General features: G+C 71.7%; 12 protein-coding genes. 8 read left to right on the top strand and 4 right to left on the bottom strand.

What is annotated here, in order from left to right; all coding sequences use genetic code 11:
• Positions 1 to 6: 6 nt before the first annotated feature.
• The 5 genes from VMF70_13590 to VMF70_13570 all read left to right on the top strand — a co-directional run bounded on the left by VMF70_13590 (position 7) and on the right by VMF70_13570 (position 7,312).
• Positions 7 to 1,608: a RagB/SusD family nutrient uptake outer membrane protein gene (locus VMF70_13590; protein ID HTT69053.1), complete on the top strand. Its 1,602-nt coding sequence runs from the start codon at positions 7 to 9 to the stop codon at positions 1,606 to 1,608.
• A 93-nt stretch (positions 1,609 to 1,701) separates the two neighbouring features.
• Complete coding sequence (locus tag VMF70_13585; protein ID HTT69052.1) at positions 1,702 to 3,291, top strand: alpha-amylase family protein; 1,590 nt, start codon at positions 1,702 to 1,704, stop codon at positions 3,289 to 3,291.
• A 2-nt stretch (positions 3,292 to 3,293) separates the two neighbouring features.
• The gene (locus VMF70_13580) at positions 3,294 to 4,988 is read left to right on the top strand and encodes an alpha-amylase family glycosyl hydrolase (protein ID HTT69051.1); all 1,695 of its coding nucleotides are present in this window, start codon (positions 3,294 to 3,296) and stop codon (positions 4,986 to 4,988) included.
• A 54-nt stretch (positions 4,989 to 5,042) separates the two neighbouring features.
• Positions 5,043 to 6,653, top strand: coding sequence for a carboxylesterase family protein (locus tag VMF70_13575; protein HTT69050.1), 1,611 nt, complete (start codon positions 5,043 to 5,045; stop codon positions 6,651 to 6,653).
• A 119-nt stretch (positions 6,654 to 6,772) separates the two neighbouring features.
• Entirely contained in the window at positions 6,773 to 7,312 is a 540-nt protein-coding gene (locus VMF70_13570) for a hypothetical protein (protein ID HTT69049.1), read from the top strand.
• Between the two features lie 75 nt (positions 7,313 to 7,387).
• On the opposite strand, the gene VMF70_13565 is transcribed toward VMF70_13570, so the two are convergent.
• Positions 7,388 to 8,758, bottom strand: coding sequence for an alpha-amylase family glycosyl hydrolase (locus VMF70_13565; protein HTT69048.1), 1,371 nt, complete (start codon positions 8,756 to 8,758; stop codon positions 7,388 to 7,390).
• A 148-nt stretch (positions 8,759 to 8,906) separates the two neighbouring features.
• Between VMF70_13565 and VMF70_13560 the strand changes: the two genes are divergently transcribed.
• Positions 8,907 to 11,384 (top strand): glycoside hydrolase family 2 TIM barrel-domain containing protein, encoded by a 2,478-nt coding sequence (locus tag VMF70_13560; GenBank protein HTT69047.1) that lies wholly within the window; start codon positions 8,907 to 8,909, stop codon positions 11,382 to 11,384.
• A 21-nt stretch (positions 11,385 to 11,405) separates the two neighbouring features.
• Here the strand turns inward: VMF70_13560 and VMF70_13555 are convergent, their stop codons facing one another.
• The 3 genes from VMF70_13555 to VMF70_13545 form a co-directional block, all read right to left on the bottom strand.
• A complete protein-coding gene (locus VMF70_13555; protein HTT69046.1) occupies positions 11,406 to 12,059 on the bottom strand; it encodes a DUF6498-containing protein in 654 nt (217 codons plus the stop codon).
• Complete coding sequence (locus VMF70_13550) at positions 12,056 to 13,327, bottom strand: MFS transporter (protein ID HTT69045.1); 1,272 nt, start codon at positions 13,325 to 13,327, stop codon at positions 12,056 to 12,058. Before VMF70_13550 ends, VMF70_13555 begins: the two co-directional genes overlap by 4 nt.
• A gap of 95 nt (positions 13,328 to 13,422) precedes the next feature.
• Positions 13,423 to 14,736: a hypothetical protein gene (locus VMF70_13545; GenBank protein ID HTT69044.1), complete on the bottom strand. Its 1,314-nt coding sequence runs from the start codon at positions 14,734 to 14,736 to the stop codon at positions 13,423 to 13,425.
• 181 nt (positions 14,737 to 14,917) lie between these two features.
• On the opposite strand from VMF70_13545, the gene VMF70_13540 reads away from it, so the two are divergent.
• Together VMF70_13540 and VMF70_13535 are read left to right on the top strand one after the other, a co-directional pair.
• Entirely contained in the window at positions 14,918 to 17,560 is a 2,643-nt protein-coding gene (locus tag VMF70_13540; GenBank protein HTT69043.1) for a hypothetical protein, read from the top strand.
• On the top strand, positions 17,557 to 18,696 hold the full coding sequence (locus VMF70_13535; GenBank protein ID HTT69042.1) for a glycosyl hydrolase 53 family protein: 1,140 nt from the start codon (positions 17,557 to 17,559) through the stop codon (positions 18,694 to 18,696). The genes VMF70_13540 and VMF70_13535 overlap by 4 nt, the downstream gene beginning before the upstream one ends.
• Positions 18,697 to 18,872 lie beyond the last annotated feature (176 nt).

The raw sequence follows: 18,872 nt of genomic DNA, 5'->3' as shown, positions 1-18,872 counted from the left end.
GGACATATGAACCTCAGAATCCTCACGGCGTCCGCCGCCGGTGCCGCGCTCCTGATCCTGGGAGCGGCGGGCTGCACCGACCCGACGGTGAAGCCGAAGAGCACGACCGCGGAGGGCGTCGTCTTCGCGAACCAGAACGCGTACCAGCAGCTGCTGGCGAAGGTGTACGCCGGGCTCGCCCTCAGCGGGCAGCAGGGCCCCGCCGGCAATCCCGATCTCGCGGGCCTCGACGAAGGTTTCTCGCAGTATCTGCGGCTGTACTGGGAGCTGGAGGAGCTGCCGACGGACGAGGCGGCCATCGCCTGGGGTGACCAGGGCCTTCAGCCGATGAACATGCAGACGTGGGATGCGTCCAACGGGTTCATCACCACGATGTATTCGCGCATCTACTACGAAATCGTGCTGGCGAACGACTTCCTGCGGCTGACGACCGACGCCCAGATTGCGACGAACGGCGGCGTCAGCGCGGCGATCCACGACTCGATCCAGACGTACCGCGCCGAGGCCCGGTTCCTCCGCGCGCTGGCCTACTTCCACGCGATCGATTTCTTCGGCAACGTTCCGCTCGTGACCGCGATCGGCACGACGCCTCCGCCGCAGAGCACGCGGTCGGACGTGTACAGCTTCGCCGTGAGCGAGCTGACGGCCATCCAGAGCAGCCTGCCGAAGGCAGGGCTGAGCAGCTCCTACGGCCGCGCGACCGACCAGGCCGCGGAGATGCTGCTCGCCGAGCTGTACCTGAACGCCGGCGTCTTCACCGGGGCGCCGAACTGGGGCGGCGCCATGAGCGCGGCGCAGGCCGTGATCAACTCGGGCGCATTCAGCCTGGCCTCGAATTTCCGGCTGAACTTCACCGCCGACAACAACACGTCGCCCGAGATCATCTTCCAGATCCCCCAGGACGGCCTGAAAGAGCAGTCGTACGGCGGGGTGACGTTCCTGGAGCATGCCGCATGCGGGAACTCGTTGTCGAACACGGCGATCGGCATCGACGGCTGCTGGTATGGCATCCGCCTGAAGCCGCAGGGCGACAGCTTGTTCGACACGACGGCCGACCACCCGGTCGGTGACTTGCGCAGCGGGTTCTTCTTCACCAGCGGCCAGTCGCTCGGGATAGCCGACCTCAGCCAGTTCGGCCAGGGCTATCTGGCGCCCAAGTACACGAACATGACGTCGACTGGCGGGGCGCCGCAGAACCCGGCGTTCGCGGACACCGACTTCCCGGTGTGGCGGCTCGCCGAGGCGTACCTGATCTTCGCCGAGGCGGCGTTGCGTGGCGGCTCGACCGCCGATTCGGCGACCGCCCTCACCTACGTGAACCTGCTCCGCGCCCGGGCCTACGGAGGCGCGAGCGGCAACATCACCAAGGCTCAGCTCACGCTGCCCTTCGTTCTGGCGGAGCGCGGGCGGGAGTTGCTGTGGGAAGCCCACCGCCGGACGGACCTCGTCCGCTACGGGTTGTTCACCGGCGGCACCTACCTGTGGGCGTGGAAGGGCGGCGTCGTGGCCGGGGAGGCGACGGACGCATGCCGTGATCTGTATCCGTTCCCGACCAACGAGCTCGCGGCCAACCCGTACCTGAAGCAGAACCTCTGCACCGGCTACTGAGCCTGGAGCGGCAGTAACCGAACGCCTTCTTCCGCAGCTCCGTCGCCTCGGCGACGGAGCTGCGGGTCGTTGGTGAGCCGTCGGAGCCGATCAGTGATACGCACATTCCGCATCACCGGAACGGGGTTACTCGCGCTGCTCGCCTGGGCCTGCCACGAGGCGTCCACCTCGCCGCCGTCGGGCACCGGGGTACCGCCGAGCCGGCCGACGCTGCCGGCGACCTACCGCCCCAGCGGCCACATGGCGGCGGGCGACGTGTTCGTCCACCTGTTCGAGTGGCCGTGGCCCGACATCGCCACCGAGTGCGAGCAGGTGCTCGGGCCGGCCGGATTCACCGCGGTGCAGGTCTCGCCTCCCGAGGAACACAGCATCACGCCCAGCCACGACTGGAGCGAGCGCTACCAACCGGTGCGCTACAACATCGCGCGCAGCCGCTCGGGCGACAGCGCCCAGTTCGTGGACATGGTGAGCCGTTGCCGGGCCGTGGGCGTCGGCATCTACGTGGACGCCGTCATCAACCACATGACGAACTCCCCCAGTCCCGGCACCGGCAGCAACGGCAGCGCCTACACCAAGTACGACTATCCGGGGCTGTATTCTCCGGCAGATTTCCACCCGGCCTGCACGGTCACCGACTACAGCAACGCCGCGAACGTGCAGGATTGCGAGCTGCTCAGCCTGCCGGACCTCAACACGGAGCTGCCGTCGGTCCGGGACACGATCGCCGGCTACCTGATCAAGCTGGCGCGAGTGGGCGTGGCGGGCTTCCGCATCGACGCGGCGAAGCACATTCAGCAGGTCTCGCTCGACAGCATCTTCCGGATCGTGGACTCGACGCTGACGGCGGAGGGCCGCCCGATCCCGTATTACTTCCTCGAGGTGAGCAGCGGGGCGGGCGAGGCGCTGCATCCGAGCGACTACTACGGTGAGGCGTACAGCTCCGGCGGCGCAGCGGACATCACGGAGTTCACCTTCAGCGGCGTCCAGGACAAGTTCCTCGAGAACGGCGGGCAGTTCATCGCGCAGCTCAACCCGAACGGGCCGCCCGGCGCCCAGTTCTCGCCCTCGGCGTGGGGCCTGATGCCGTCGGACAAGGCCGTCGTGTTCCTCGAGAACCACGACACCCAGCACACCGCCGGGACCATCGGCTACCGCGACGGGAACGTGTTCCGCGTCGCGAACGTGTGGATGCTCGCGCAGCCCTACGGCTACCCGTCCATCCTGTCGGCCTACGCGTTCAACCGCCCCGCGGAAAACTCGATGGGCCCGCGGTCGGACGGGAACGGCTGGACACTGCCGGTGTCCTGCGCCGCGAGCCTCGAGACGGCCGCCGACGACCAGTTCGTGTGCGAGCACCGCGACCCGTACATCCTGCGCATGGTCGCCTTCCGCAAGCTCGTCGCGGGCACCGACCAGAACCACTGGTGGGATGACGGCGCGAACGCGATCGCCTTCTCGCGGGGCAACAAGGGGTTCGTGGCCATCAGCCGGGAGGACACCGCCGTGGCCGCGCCGGTCGCGACGGGAATGACGCCCGGGACCTACTGCGACCTCCTGACCGGGGGGCTGGTGGGCGGGGCGTGCGCCGGCACTTCCGTGGTCGTGGACTCGACCGGCACCGTCCAGGTGCGCCTGCCACCCGTCTCCGCCGTCGCGATAGACGCCGCCAACCGAACGCCGTGACGATGAAGCGCGCGGCGCCGGTCACGCTGTGCGCCGCGCTCGCCCTCGGCGCCACCGTCACGGCGGCGGCCCAGGGCCCGGGGCCCGCCCGGATGCGCGGCGCGGTCGCCTCCGCGTCGGCGCCGGGCGCCGGGCGGGCGGCACGCACGGAGCCTCCGACGCGGGTCCGGCTTCCGGCGGGCACCGTCTGCTACGAGGTGTTCGTCCGCTCGTTCTACGACAGCAACGGGGACGGGATCGGCGACCTCGCGGGCCTGATCCAGAAGCTCGACTACATCAACGACGGGAACCCCGCCTCGAAGACCGACCTCGGCGCCGACTGCATCTGGCTGATGCCGGTGGCCGCGTCGCCCAGCTACCACGGGTACGACGTGAGCGACTACTATCGGGTCGAGCCCGACTACGGGACCAACGCGGACTTCACCCGCCTGGTGGCGGCGGCCCACCGCCGCGGCATCCGGGTGCTGGTGGACATGGTGCTGAATCACACCTCGGACCGGAACCCGTGGTTCCAGGCCGCGCTCAACGACCCCGCGTCGCCCTACCGCCGCTGGTACCGCTTCTCGCCGACGCCGCTGGGCACGGGCCCGTGGGGTGAGGCGGCCTGGCACAAGTCCCCCGTGCGGGACGAGTACTACTGGGGCGTGTTCTCGAGCGTCATGCCCGACCTCGACTACGACACGCCCGCCGTGCGAGCGGAGGCGAAGAGGATCGCCACCTTCTGGCTGCGGGACATGGGGGTGGACGGCTTCCGCCTCGACGCGGTGCCCTACCTCGTGGAGGAAGGCGCCTGCCTGATCGGCTGCCCGGGCACGCACCGGTTCCTGCACGAGTGGGCCGCACACGTCGACAGCGTGAAGCCCGGTGCGTGGACCGTGGGCGAGGCGTGGGGCAACATCGGCGCCCAACTGCCGTACTACCCGGACCAGCTCTCGTCGTACTTCACCTTCGAGATCGCGGACTCGCTCCTCGCGGCGGTGCGCCGCGGCACCGCGGGCGGCCTGCTCGCCGGGTACCTTCGGCTCCAGGACACGCTGCCCGAGGACCGCTGGTCGCCGTTCCTCAGCAACCACGACGGGACGCGCACCATGACGGCGCTGGGCGGCGACGTGGCTCGCGCGAAGCTGGCGGCGACGCTGCTGTTGACGCTGCCGGGCCTGCCGTTCGTGTACTACGGCGAGGAGATCGGGATGACGGGCGACAAGCCCGACCCGCGGCTGCGGACGCCGATGCAGTGGAGCCCGGTCCGCGGCGTGGGGTTCACCACCGGGAACCCATGGGAGAGCCCGCAGCCGGATTCCCTGACCGCGAGCGTCGCGGTGGAGAACGCCGACCCCGGCTCGCTGCTCAACCTGTACCGCCGGCTGATTCACCTGCGCCGCGCGAACGAGGCGCTCGCGGCCGGGAGGCTGGTGCCCCTTGCCGCCGCCAGCCCCCAGGTGGCCGCCTACCTGCGCCGCGAGGGCAGCCACGCGGTGCTGGTGATCGCGAACCTCGGCGCGACCCCGGCCTCGCTCGTCGCCATCAGCGCCGGCGAGCGCACCCTGCCGCCCGGGCGCTACTCGCCCCGGAGCCTGCTCGGCGGTCCTGACGGGGCGCCGCTCGTGGTGGGCGCCGACGGACGCATCGCGGCGTACGTTCCGGCCGCGACCATCGCCGCCGGCGGCAGCCTCGTCCTCGATCTCGCCCGCCGGTAGCGGGCCCCCGGAAACAGGTAGACCGCCACGCGCGCCAGACGCTGCGCCACGTTCCTGGCCCTGGGGTGCCTGCTGGCGACGCCCGCCGCACTTCGCGGACAGGACACCACGGCCGGGCCGCGCTATCTGCCCGCGCAGATCCCGGCCGGCGCGGGTCGAACCGAGCCGGTCCGGATCGCAGGCGGCCTGCTCCGGGGCACGGCGGCCACGAGCGGCGTGCGCGTATTCGTGGGGCTCCCCTACGCGGCGCCGCCCGTGGGGGAGCTGCGGTGGAGAGCGCCCCGGCCGGCCGCGCCGTGGAAGGGCGTGCGCGACGCCACCCGTTTCGGCCCGCGCTGCATGCAGCTCCCCGTCTTCAGCGACATGGTCTTCCGCTCCGGCGGCATGAGCGAGGACTGCCTCTACCTCAACGTGTGGGCTCCGGCACGCTCGGCGGGACGTCGGCTGCCGGTGCTGGTGTACTTCTACGGCGGCGGTTTCATCGCCGGCGACGGTTCCGAGCTGCGCTACGACGGCGAGAGCCTGGCGCGGCGCGGCGTCGTCGTGGTGACGGCGAATTACCGGCTGGGCGTGTTCGGCTTCCTGTCCCTGGCCGAGCTGACCCGCGAATCGCTCCACCGCGCATCCGGCGACTACGGGCTGCTCGACCAGGTGGCGGCGCTGGAGTGGGTGCGGCGCAACATCGCGGCGTTCGGCGGGAATCCGTCGCGCGTCACCATCGGCGGCGAATCGGCGGGCTCCATCTCCGTGTGCGCGCTGATGGCCTCGCCGCTGTCGCGCCGGCTCATCGCCGGCGCCATCGGCGAGAGCGGCGGGATGATCCATCCCACGTTCGCGCCGGTTCCGCTCGCCGATGCCGAGCGACGCGGCCTGGAGTTCGCTCGCGGCGTCGGCGCCGCGTCACTCGCGGGGCTGCGCGCCCTCCCGGCCGACAGCCTGCTCGCCGCCGCCGGCCGACCCGGAAGCGCGCGGTTCCCCGCGACCGTAGACGGCTGGTTCCTCCCGGCGAGCCCGGCCGAGATCTTCGCCGCGGGCGCGCAATCGCGCGTGCCCCTCCTGGTGGGATGGAACTCCGTGGAGGCGGACTGGCGTGCGCAGCTCGCGGGAGCGGATTCCACCCCGCGGAACTACGCCGCAGCTCTGGAGAGGCTCTTCGGTGCCCAGGCCGGCGAGGCGATGCTGATCCTCCCCGGCGCCACGCCGGAGCAAGTCATGGAGTCCGGCACCCTGCTGGCGGGCGCCACCTTCACCGCCTACAGCACGTGGAAGTGGGCCGAGCTGCAGCGCCGCGCCGGGCAGCCGGTGTACCGCTACCTCTATGTCCATCCGCGGCCGGCGCCGGTGGTGCCCGGACCCAACCCTGCTCGTCCCGGCGCGGTCCATTCCGCCGAGATCGAGTATGCCCTCGGCAACCTCCCCACCAACAAGGTGTACCTCTGGACGGCGGAGGACGACAGCGTTTCGGCGGCGATGGAGAGCTACTTCGCCAGCTTCGTGAAGACAGGGCACCCCAGCGGCGCCGGGCTGCCCCGCTGGCCCGCTGCCGAGGCGGGTGACAGCACGCAGATCATGGTGCTCGACGCCCGTCCGCGCGTGGGGCCTGCGCCGCACGAGGACGCGTACCGTTTTCTGGATCGGTTCTACACCGGCAGTCGCGGGCGCTGAACGGCCGTGCGGGCGCGCGACACCGCGGGCCGGCGGCGGGGCCGCGGCGGGCCTTGCGGCTCCGCTCCAGCCCGTGCAACCTGCAGGAACGCCGCCGAGCGCGGCCCGAAGGGAGCCTCATGAGAGTACGGGACGTTGTGCTGGTGGCGGTGGTCGGCGCGCTGGTGGCGGTGGTCGGCGCGCTGGGCTGCAACAAGACCACGACCGGAGTACAGCCCGGCGTCAGCAGCTCGTGCACGGTGACGCTGTCCGGCGCGGTCAGCGGGACGTTCGACTGCCGGCCCGCCACGACGACGTGGTCGAACACCGACGACACCGGTGGCTTCACGTTCGGTATCCGGGCGTCCGGGACGACGCCGGCCATGGGGCTGGCCATCGTGTGGCTCGGCGAGCCCACGGACAGCACCTACGCCGGCACCGACGCCGGGGCGCAAGCGGACATCTTCGTCACCACCGCTTCCAACCAGACCTGGAGAGCCTCGATCGGCGGGGGCACCGCCGCGGCCGGGAGCTACAGCGTGACGTTCACGTCGGTCACGTATAACCTGCCGGAGGCGGGTGGCAAGGGCTACTCCGCCGATGGCACGCTGAACGCGACACTGCCGGCCGTGGCGGCCTCGGGCGCCACCGGCGTCGTCATTCTCACGGCGTCCTTCTAGAGGCAGGCAGTCCCCGCGCCCGCCCAGGGGCGCGCGGCGAGGCGCCCGGGCGGTGCAGGACGCCGCACGCCCGGCTCAGCGCTCCAGCACGACCGCACCGTACGCCGGCAGGGCCAGCGTGTCGCCCCGCTCGACGTGGTTGGTCAGCACATCTCGCGCGCCGTCGACGGCAAAGCCCGTCACCGTGAAGCGCGTGGCGTTGCGGCGCGCGTTGACGAGCACCACGGCCGCACCCCGGCGGTACGCGATGACGTCGGTGGAATCGCTGGTCACGACCCGCCGCAGGTCGCCTCGCAGGAACGCCGGGTCGGTGCGGGCCAGGTAGATCACGTGGGCGTACAAGCCCAGCGCCTGCGCGGAGTCGGGCTGGCTCCAGTTGATCGCCTCCCGCTCGAACAGGCCGAGCTTCTCCGGGCTCTCCACCTCCTGCCCGTCGTACAGCAGCGGCCGGCCCGGCATCAGCGCCATGGCCACGAACGCGGCTCGGGCCCCCGCCGGGCCGCCGAACAGCGTCACCGGCGGATTGTCCCACGCGGTCTCGTCGTGGTTGGTGGTGAACCGCATCCGCATGCCGCCCCGCGGCATCGCCTGCTGGTCCGCCAGCACGCCGAGGACGAACGAGTCCACCGGGGCGCCCTTCCACACCGCCTTCAGGCGTGCGTACCCGTCCCACCCGTAGCTGAGGTCGAAGCCGACGCGGTGCACCGCCAGCTCGCCTGCCTCGGCGAGGAGCATGATCGGCCGTCGTACCGCCGCGCGCAGCGCCGTGTCGCACTCCGCCCAGAAGTCCGGCGGGATGAAGTGGGCCACGTCCATGCGGTAGCCGTCGAGATCGAAGTCCACCAGCCAGCGACGCAGGCTGGCGATCATCGCGGTGCGCAGCCCCGCGTTCCGGTAGTCGAGCTGCGCGACGTCGGTCCAGTCCGTCGGGTGGCCCTGAAGGTCGCGCGGCACCACGATCCGGCCGCTGTCGTCGTGGACGTAGTACTCGGGATGCTCCCGGATCCACCCGTTGTCCCACGAGGTGTGGTCCGGCACCCAGTCCAGGATGACCTTCATCCGCCGCGCGTGTGCCGCCCGCACCAGAGCCCGCAGGTCGGCAGCGGTGCCGAAGGCGGGGTTGATCGCATCGAAGTCGCGCACCGCGTAGGGTGATCCCAGCGGGCCCTTCGCGTTCAGCACGCCGACCGGGAAGATCGGCATCAGCCAGATCACGTCGGCGCCCGTAGCCTCGATGCGCTTGAGGCCGGCGGTGACGCCGCGCAGGTCGCCGGCGGCCGAGAAGTCGCGGACGTTCACCTCGTACAGCGCGGAGCGCGTCACCCACGACGTGTCCGGCGCGAGCCGCGCCGAGGGCGCCTGCGCCCGCACCGGACGCGCGAGGGCGGCGGACGTCAGCGCCATCAAGGCCGCCAGCGCGGCCGTGGACCTCCCGAGCTGCGTCATCTGCGTCTCTCCTGCCTGAAAGGGACCTTCGGCCCTGCGCGAGCCAATGTAGCTCGCAGCGCGTTCTTGCGGCCACCTCGGGCTCGGGCCTAACGTATCCGCGCCTTCGACGACCACCTCAGCCCGCACGCCTCCGGGGACCGAAACCATGCTCACGAGCCGCACCGTCACCTTCCTCGTCGCCGCCACCGCCGCGCTCCTCGTCGCGGCGCGTCCGGCCGCGGCCCAGCGGCAGCGCCTGTCGATGGACCCCGGGTGGCGCTTCACGCTCGGCGACCCCGCAGGCGCGGAGCGTCCCGGCTTCGACGACCGCGCCTGGCGCCGCCTGGACCTGCCCCACGACTGGAGCATCGAGGGCACGCCGAAGCAGGACACCCCGGGCGGCGGCAGGATGGGCTTCTACCCCTCGGGGCTGGGCTGGTACCGCAAGTCGTTCCGCCTGCCCGCCGGACCGAGGGGCCGGGACGCATGGCTGGAGTTCGACGGCGTCTACATGAACGGCGACGTGTGGATCAACGGCTTCCACCTCGGCAAGCGCCCGTACGGCTACAGCAGCTTCGGCTACGACGTCACGGCGCACCTCGTGCCGGGCGTCAACGTCGTGGCGGTGCGCGTGGACAACTCGCTGCAGCCCAACTCGCGCTGGTACACGGGCAGCGGCATCTACCGCCACACCTGGCTCGAACTGGTGGCGCCGCTTCACGTCGGCCACTGGGGTACGTACGTCACGACGCCGCGCGCGGATTCGGCGGGCGCGGACGTCGTGGTGCGGACCCGGGTCGAGAACGACTACCCCGCCGCCCGGAGCGGCACGCTGCGCACCACGGTGCTCGACGGCTCGGGCAAGGAGGCTGCGCGGTCGGAGACGCCCATCGCGCTCGCCGCCGGGCAGGATTCCGAGGTCGTGCAGCGGCTCCAGGTCGCGGCGCCCCGGCTCTGGTCGGTCGGGTCGCCGAGCCTGTACGCGCTGCGCAGTGAGGTGCTCGACGGCCAGCGAACGGCCGACGCCACCACCACGCCTTTCGGCATCCGCACCATCGCCTGGGACAAGGACCGCGGCCTCCTGCTGAACGGCCGGCCGGTGAAGCTCAAGGGCGTCAACCTGCACCACGACGGCGGAGGCGTGGGCGCGGCCGTGCCGGAGCGGATCTGGGAGAGCCGGCTGCTGATGCTGAAGGCGATGGGGGCCAACGCCATCCGCACGTCGCACAACCCGCCCGCGCCCGAGTTCCTCGACCTGTGCGACCGGCTGGGCTTCCTGGTGATGGCGGAGGCGTTCGACGAGTGGACCATCGGCAAGGTGCCGCACGGCATCCACGAGTACTTCGCCGACTGGAGCGAGCGCGATGTGACGGATTTCATCCATCGCGACCGCAACCATCCCTCGATCGTGATCTGGAGCGCCGGCAACGAGATCGGCGAGCAGTCCACGGCCGACGGCGCGCAGGTGCTGCGCCGCCTGGTGGACGTCTTCCACCGCGAGGATCCGACGCGTCCGGTCACCACGGGCAACGACAACATCTACGCTGACGGCCACCCGGCGACGCCGGCCTTCCTCGGGAGCGAGGACGTCGTCGGCTACAACTACGTGGACCGCTGGCACGAGCGGCGCGAGCTGTTCGCCGAGCAGGACCGGCACGACCACCCCGACTGGAAGATGGTCGGCACCGAGAGCGGGACCGTGTTCCAGTCGTTCGACGGCCGCCCGTCGCTCGGCACCGATCCGGCGGTCCCCCGGCCGAACTACACCAGCGGGATGATGGAGGCGGAGCGGCGCTGGAAGTGGATCGCCACGCACGACTACTTCGCCGGCGACTTCATGTGGACGGGCGTGGACTACCTGGGCGAGAGCTTCTGGCCGTTCACCGGATTCGGCTCCGCCCCGCTGGACATCACCGGCCACCCGAAGGACTCGTTCTTCTTCTGGCAGAGCGTGTGGACGGACCGGCCGGTGCTCCACCTGCTGCCGCACTGGAACTGGCCGGGGCGCGAGGGGCAGACGATCCCCGTGCTGGCGTACACCAACTGCAACACCGTCGAGCTGTTCGTCAACGGCCGCTCGCTCGGCGCCAAGAGCCTCGAGTTCCCGGCGCAGGGCACCTCCGGCGGCTGGAACACGTACGCGCTGCCGGTGGTGCGCGCGACGACCAACGACCTGCACCTCAGCTGGGACGTGCCGTACGCGCCGGGCGTGGTGCGGGCCGTCGGCAAGCACCGCGACGGGACGGATTGCGCCGTCGCGGAGCTGCGGACGGCGGGCCCGCCCGCCGCGATCCGCCTCGTGGCCGATCGCGACACCCTCACCACCGCGCCGGGCGACGTCGCGCAGGTGGCGTTCGAGATCGTGGACTCCTCGGGCGTCGTGGTGCCCGCCGCGGACGACGAGGTGCGGCTCGCGGTGACCGGAGGTGAGGTCGTGGCGGTGGAGACCGGCAACCTCCAGGACCACGACCCGTACCGCTCCGACCGGCGCCACGCGTTCGAGGGCCGGGGACTGGCGATCCTGCGCACCGCCCAGGCCGGGACGCTGCGCCTGACGGCGAGCGCGGACGGCCTGCGCGAGGCGGGGGTGACGGTGGTGGTGCGGGCCGCCGAGCCCCGGCCGGCGGTTCCAACCGCGCGGTAGCCTCCGGCCCGCCGCGGCGCGCTACGGCGCGCTGAGGGTGCCGAGCTTCTTCCGCTCGGCGAGGTGCGCGCGGAGGTCGATCAGGGTCTTGAGGGCGATCAGGAGCAGCAGCGCCGCCACCGGCGCGCCCATCGCCTTGGCGGCGAACCCACCGAGCAGGATCGTCACGTGCAGCACCATGACCCGCGCGTACGGCTGGGCCATCAGCTGCGGCAGCGAGGCGCGGCGGAATTCGCCGCTCGCGAGGTAGTTGTGCACGAACGAGAAGCCGTGGCTGAGGAGAATGGCCAGCGCGCCGTACCCGATGCCCGCGCCGCGCACCGCGGCGAGGAACGCCGCCGGACTCGGCGAGAAGCGTCCGCCGCCGGGGCCGAACAGCGCCATCACGAAGATGCCGTGCACCATCGTGAACATGCCGTAGTGAAACATGAAGAACGGGATGAAGAACACCTTGGCGGCGTCGGCCGCGACGTCCTTCGGGCTCGCGACCAGCATCCGCAGGACGTTGAACACGCCCACCACGACGTTCTCGCACCAGTACAGGAGCAGAATGGAGAACACCGTCCAGTGGAGCGCGACGACGCCCACCAGCGGCACGAGGTTGGCGGCGATCAGGACCAGCGCCGACGGCGGCACGCCGCGCTGATCTGGCGACTGCGGTTCGGGGCTGGTCACGCGGCCGACACCTCCGGATCCCCGGGTTCTCGGGTGCGCTGAATCTCGCGCATCTGCCTCAGCCGCGGAACCGTCCCGGCCACGATCCCCACCACGGCCAGCGACGCGACGCCGCCCAGCACCACCGCCGGCACCGTTCCCAGCAGTCTCGCCGTCAGGCCCGACTCGAACGCACCGACCTCGTTGGACGACCCGACGAAGATGGCGTTGACCGACAGCACCCGGCCCAGGAGGGGCCCCGGCGTCAGCACCTGCAGCATCGTCTGGCGGATCAGCACGCTCACGTTGTCCGCCATCCCGCTCACCATCAGCAGCCCGGCCGAGAGCGCGAAGCTCCGCGACAGCCCGAAGCCGACGATGCACAGCGCGAACGTAGCCACCGCCACCAGCAGGGTCCGGCCGGCCCGCCGGAGCGGCGGCTGGTGCGCCATGTAGAACGACATCAGCACCGCGCCCGCGGCCGGCGCCGCTCGCAGGACGCCGAGCCCCTGCGGCCCCACGTGCAGGACCTGGTCGGCGAACACCGGGAGCAGGGCCTCGGCGCCGCCGAGCAGCACCGAGAAGAGATCGAGCGTCTGCGCGCCCAGCAGCGCGCGCTCGGTCCATACGAACCGCAGGCCGGAGAGCAGGCCGTCACCGGCGCCCCCGCCGCGCGCCGCGGCCCGGGACGGCGGGGGCGCGCCGATCATGGCGAACGCGACCAGGGCGACCAGGAGCAGCGCCGCCTGCACCGCGTAGGCCGCGGACACGCCGGCGAACCCGTACAACAGCCCCCCGACGGCCGGGCCCGCGACCGCGCCCGTCTGCCAGGTGGAGCTCCGCCACGCGATGGAGTTGGGCAGCATCTCCCTGGGGATCAGCCCCACGGCCAGCGAGTTGCGCGCCGGGATGAGGAAGCTGCGCGCCAGACCGCCGGTCGCGATCACGACGTAGAACGGCCACACGCCGTGCGCGCGCACCCACCCCTGCGCCTGGCTCAGCCCCACCAGCGCCAGCGCGCAGGCGAGCAGCACCCCGAGCGACCACAGCGCAATGCGCCGGCGATCGAATCGGTCCGCCACGTGCCCCGCCCACAGCGCCGCGCCGATGAACGGCACCGCCTCCGCCAGGCCGATGAGGCCCAGCGACAGCGGGTCGTGGGTGATGGTGTAGATCTGCCAGGAGACGACGAGGGTCTGGACCTGCGACCCCACCGTCGTCGTCAGCAGCGAGACGATGAAGCGGCGGAAGTCGGGGATCCGGAACGAGGCATAGGGGCCGGGCGACACGCGCGCAATGTAGCCGGGCGCCGCCGCCGGGTGAACGCGCGCAGCGCCGCCCGGGTCGGCGCCGGGTGACGCCGCCCCCGGGCGGTTCCCCGCCGTCACGGACCCTTGGACACGCTGAGTGGCACGCTCTCGAACACCGAGGTCGCGTACTTGGGAAACGAGTCGGTGGGGAAACTCGTGAAGTACACCCGCGGCTGCGGTCCCCCGATGGTCGGGTCGCCGGTCTCGCCCATCAGGGTCGGAAAGTAGAGCTGGCGGCCCGGCTCGCTGTAGGCCGTGGCGATGGAGCCGGACCAGTGGACGAGGTCGCTCGAGGCGCGCACCGCAATGCCCCCGTTGCTCTGGTACACCAGGAGGTACGCGCCTACCGCGCTGTCGTACATCACCTCGGGCAAGGCGCCGGTCTCGTCGGTGAACAGCGGCGCGTACGCGCCCGCCGTCCCCGTGTCGCCCGGCGTGTCGCTGGTGGCGGGCGCGGTCCAGGACGTGCCGTCGTACTTGCGGAACGCGGTCGCCACCTGGTGCGGGTCGCCCGAGAGCGCGGCCGCCACGACGGCGTCGTACCGCGCCCGCTCCACGCCGACGCACGACCGCCCCGTGCAGGCGCCCGGCGCCGCCGCCAGGCGGTCGGTGAAGAACAGGTAGAAATACGCGCTGGAGGGATCCGCCGGCGGGTTGGGCAGGTGCTTTCCGCTCGAGTCGGCCACGAGCAGCGAGCCGTAGCCGACGCTCATGTTCGTGCCGCCGCCCTTGAAGACCGACAGCGCCTCGCTGGGCTGGAAGACCTGCCCGACGACGCGGAAGGTCACCCCGCCGTCGGTCGAGACCGCCAGGCCGAGCCCCCCGTAGAAGCAGGGCACCTCACCGCCGGACGTCCCGTTCACGTAGCACAGCCCGTCCGAGGTGGAGGGATTGACCCAGTGGATTTCGGCGTGGAAGGGAATGAACCAGCCGCTGTCTGCGCCGACGGCGAAACGCACCACCGGCCCGCCGGCCGCGTAGTTCGAGTCGAAGACCCAGCCCGCCGGGCCGGACCCCGGTCCGAACAGCCTCGTGCAGCTGCTCCCCGTGACCTGCGTGAGCGTCCCGGTGAAGGTGTACTCCCCGGTGAGGCTCGGCGTGCCGGCGCAGGCCGTGCCGGAGCCGGCGCTGCCGTAGAACGTGTAGGTCCCGGCGTTCCCGCGGATGGCGCCGAACTGTCCGTCCGACGGACCGTAGCTGTACCCGTAGCCCGCGAGCTGCGCGTGCGTCGCGAAGGTGGAGGCCGTGCCGAAGGTCCCGACCACGGCGGGGATCACGGGGCCCGTGGGCCCGCCCCCGCTCCCGCTGCCCTCTCCACCGCAGCCCGCCGCCGCGGCGGCCAGCAGGGACAGCCCCAACGCGCCTCCAAGCCCCCTGGTCGTGCGCATCGCTCCTCCGGACCGAACGCAGGGCGACGGCTCGACCGCTCGATCGAGTAGGTGCCGGCCGCCGCGCGATGTGTCAGGGAACGCCCCGTAACATACACGACCGGGTCGCACCCGGCTCATTGCGCGCTCCGGCGGCGAGCCGCAGCTTCCTCCTCGGGTACACACGCCGCGGAGCCCAATGGTGCCGACCCGCTCCGAACTTGCCCTGCTGTTTGTGCTGGCCGCCGCCCTTCCCGCGCCGGCCCGCGCGCAGCGCCCGGCCGGGGGCGAGGCCCCGCCCGCGACGCGGGCCGTCTACCTCGACAGCGCGGGCGTGGTGCGCTGGGCCGACGACCGGCAGGAAGTGAGCCTGTTCGGCGCGAACTACGTGCTGCCGACGGCGTCGGACTACCGGGCCGCGGGCTACCTCCACGCCGATCGCCGGAAGATGATCGACGAGGACATGGCGCAGTTCGCGCGAATGGGCTGGGACGGACTGCGGCTGACCTTCTGGGGCGACTGGGAATCGGCCGACAGCGCCGGGAACCTGATCGCCAACGACCATCTCGACCTGCTGGACTACCTCGTCGCCCGCGCGCGGGAGCGCGGCATCTACATGCTGTTCAGCCCCATCCAGCTCTACAGCTCCAACTGGCCGGACGCGATGGAGCGGGACGCCGCAACGCCCGGCTTCGGCCGCGTGTTCGGCAAGGCGCGCATGGGCACCGACCCCGCGGCCATCGCGGCCCAGGTGAACTACCTCAGGCAGATCCTGAACCACGTCAATCCCTACACCGGCGTGGCGCTCAAGGACGAGCCCGCGATCCTGTTCATCGAGCTGGTGAACGAGCCGTGGCACCACCCGGAGGACCTGCAGGGCTCGATCAGCTACCTGAACGCGCTCAGCGACGCGGTGCGCGGCACCGGGTGCCGCAAGCTCGTCTTCTACAACGTGAGCCAGGACTTCCGCATCGCCGAGGCCATCCGCCGCTCGGAAGTGCAGGGCGTGACCTTCGCGTGGTATCCGACCGGGCTCAACGCCGGTCACGAGCTGGCGGGCAACTACCTGCGGGCGGTGGACACCTTCCCCGACATGCTGCGCCCGGAGCTGGCGCGCATGCCGCGCATCGTCTACGAGTTCGACTCGCCGGACCTCCGGACCGGCACCATGTATCCGGCCATGGCCCGGACGTTCCGCGCCGTGGGCGCGCAGTTCGCCGCGATGTTCGCCTACGACATGCTGGCGACCGCCTCGCGCAACCTCGGCTGGCAGACCCACTACCTGAATCTCGTCTACACGCCGCGCAAGGCGATGAGTGCGATCATCGCCGCCGAGGCGATGCGCCGGCTGCCGCGGTTCCGGTCGTACGGCCCGTATCCCGACAACACGAGGTTCGGCGACTTCCACGTCGCCGCCGACGAGAATCTCGGCGAGCTGGTCGCGCGCGACGCGTTCCTCTACGCCGGTTCGACGCGCGCGATGCCGCCCGAACCGAAGGCCCTGCAGCGCATCGCCGGCTACGGCTCCTCCCCGGTCGTGACCTACGGCGGCGAGGGGGTTTACTTCCTCGACAAGGTGCGCACGGGGATCTGGCGCCTCGAGGTCTACCCCGACGCGGTGCCCGTGCGCGACCCGTTCGAGCCGCCGGATCCCGGCAAGATCGTGACCCGGGCCGTCAGCCGCGCCTGGCCCATGACGGTCTCGCTGCCCGACCTCGGCACGACCTTCACCGTGCAGCCGATCACCGCCGGCAACCCGCGGGCCGAACGCGCCGCGAGCGGCCGGTTCGCGGTGACGCCCGGCGTCTACGTGCTGAGCGCCGCCGGTCGGGTGGACACGGCGTCCCTGCCCGCGTTCATGGGCCACGTCGGCTTCGCCGAGTACCACGCGCCGCCGCTCGACACGCTCCCGCCGACGGTCCTGCCGCTCGCGGCGCGACAGGTCGTCGCGGGACGGGACGCGGCGCTCATCGCCCGGGTCGTCGCGCCCACGCCGCCCGATTCCGTGACGCTGTTCCTCCGGCCCGAGGCGGGGTTCTTCTACCGCCCCTTCGCCATGCACCCGGCCGGCGGGTACGAGTACGCCGCCGCCGTGCCGGCAGCCGCGCTGCGGGAGGGACCGTGGCAGTACGTCATCACCATCTACCGCCGGGACTCGGCGGTCACCTTCCCGGGCGGGCTGCCCCTGCGGCCGAACGCGTGGGACTTCTACGCGACGGCGTTCTGGAAGCTGGACGTCGTGGCTCCGACGACGCCGCTGGTGCTCTTCGACCCTGACCGGGACGCGGCGCGCCTGGCATTCAGCCGCATCGGCGACGCGGGCCGGCTCGGGCTGTTCCGGCTCGCCCTGTCCGCCGCCACCGGACGGCCGGTGTTCCACCTGGAGCTGCCGACCCACCCGAACGGCCAGCCGCTGGACGACTACACCGCGTCGCTCGTGGTCAAGGACCTGATCGACTCCCGCCAGGAGACCGTGGCCGGGGCGCGGGCGCTGACCGTACGGCTGCGCGGCCTCGGGCCGCGTCAGGTCCTCCACGTCACGCTGATGGAGGACGATGGCACGTGCTGGACGGCGGAGGTTCCCGCGGACAGCTCGTGGCACGAGGCGTCGCTGCCACTTTCGGCTTTCACGTCCGGTCGGGGCGTCCTGCTGCCGGAGGGGTTCCCAGGCGAATGGAACTACTGGGTGGGACCGGCGTCGGGCCGTGGCGGCGCCGGCGACCACGTGCGTCTCGAGCACGTGGAGCGACTGCAACTCTCCCTGCGGCCCGAAGCCGGTGTCGCCGTCGCGCCGGGCAGCTACGGGGTGGAGGTGGAATGGCTGACGCTCGGGTTCGCTCCATGACGGCGCAGCCCCGCCGTGCCCGCGGCCTTGCGGCGGCAGCCGCGCTCGTCTGGCTGCTGGGCTGCGGCGGCCACGAGACCACGTCCTCGACGGTCGTGCCGCCCGCGGCGGTGGCGTTCCGCGGCGCCGACGTCTCGGCCCTGGCGCGGATCGAGCAGGCCGGCGGCGTGTTCCGCGACAGCGGCCGGGCGGGCGACGCCATCGCGATCCTCCGGTCACGCGGCGCCAACCTCTTCCGCCTGCGCCTGTTCGTCAGCCCCGACGACTCCGACGTCCAGGTCAACGACATCGCCTACACGATCGCGATGGCGGGCCGGGTCAAGGCAGCCGGCGCGAAGCTGCTGCTCGACATCCACTATTCCGACACCTGGGCCGATCCGGGACATCAGACGACCCCGGCTGCCTGGGCGAGTCTCGCGTTCGACTCGCTGCGCGCGACGGTCGAGTCCTACACGGCGGGCGTGATCGCGCAGCTCAAGCAGGCGGGCGCCCTCCCCGACGTCGTCCAGATCGGGAACGAGATCGACGACGGCATGCTGTGGCCGCTCGGGCAGCTGTACGCGGCGAGCGGGGACACGCTGGTCGAGTGGACTCAGTTCACGCAGCTGCTCAAGGCCGGCATCAACGGCGTGCGCGACGCGCTGGGACCGTCCGACACGGTCCGCATCATGCTCCACTACTCGCAGGGCGGCGACGCCATCGGCACCGCGTGGTTCTTCGACCACATGAACGGCTACCGCGTGCCCTACGACCTCATCGGCCTCAGCTACTACCCGTGGTGGCACGGATCGCTCGCGCAGCTCGAGGCCAATCTGTCGTCCACGGCATCGCGCTACGGGCGGGACATCATGGTGGTCGAGACGTCGTATCCGTGGCGGGCCGGCGGCTGGGAGAGCATGGTCACCAACAGCGCCGCCATGACCTGGGTCGTCTCGCCGCAGGGGCAGGCGCAGTTCCTGCACGACCTGCTCGACGCCGTCGCGGCCACGCCGGGCGGCCATGGGGCCGGCGTGGTCTGGTGGTATCCGGAGGCGATCCAGGTGCCCGGAGTGTTCGTGTGGGGCGGCGGCTCGCTCGCGCTGTTCGACTCCACCGGCGACGTCCTGCCCGCCGCCTCGGTGCTGGGAGGGCGGTGATCGGCCTGTCTCTATGCCGTGCGCGCGCCGCGACTGGCGTCGCAGGTCCTAGCGCGCCCGAGGCGCGGTCCCCATTCTACTGGTTGGCTCCCACGAATCGGCTGCCTTGGGCCTGGACCGCCCCCGTGAGTGCGCGACGGCAGGCCCCGCCAGGGAGTCTCGTGTTCGCGTCGATG

It is taken from the genome of Gemmatimonadales bacterium (assembly GCA_035502185.1).
GTDB lineage: Bacteria > Gemmatimonadota > Gemmatimonadetes > Gemmatimonadales > JACORV01 > Fen-1245.
Note: the sequence above shows the minus strand (reverse complement) of the source record. Positions and strands in the feature narration are given on the sequence as shown.

What these genes read in the sequence shown, in the direction of transcription:
- VMF70_13545 (HTT69044.1), bottom strand. Translation starts at nt 14,736, where the DNA reads ATGCGCACGACCAGGGGGCTTGGAGGCGCGTTGGGGCTGTCCCTGCTG.
- VMF70_13565 (HTT69048.1), bottom strand. Translation starts at nt 8,758, where the DNA reads ATGACGCAGCTCGGGAGGTCCACGGCCGCGCTGGCGGCCTTGATGGCG.
- VMF70_13560 (HTT69047.1), top strand. Translation starts at nt 8,907, where the DNA reads ATGCTCACGAGCCGCACCGTCACCTTCCTCGTCGCCGCCACCGCCGCG.
- VMF70_13590 (HTT69053.1), top strand. Translation starts at nt 7, where the DNA reads ATGAACCTCAGAATCCTCACGGCGTCCGCCGCCGGTGCCGCGCTCCTG.
- VMF70_13570 (HTT69049.1), top strand. Translation starts at nt 6,773, where the DNA reads ATGAGAGTACGGGACGTTGTGCTGGTGGCGGTGGTCGGCGCGCTGGTG.
- VMF70_13535 (HTT69042.1), top strand. Translation starts at nt 17,557, where the DNA reads ATGACGGCGCAGCCCCGCCGTGCCCGCGGCCTTGCGGCGGCAGCCGCG.
- VMF70_13580 (HTT69051.1), top strand. Translation starts at nt 3,294, where the DNA reads ATGAAGCGCGCGGCGCCGGTCACGCTGTGCGCCGCGCTCGCCCTCGGC.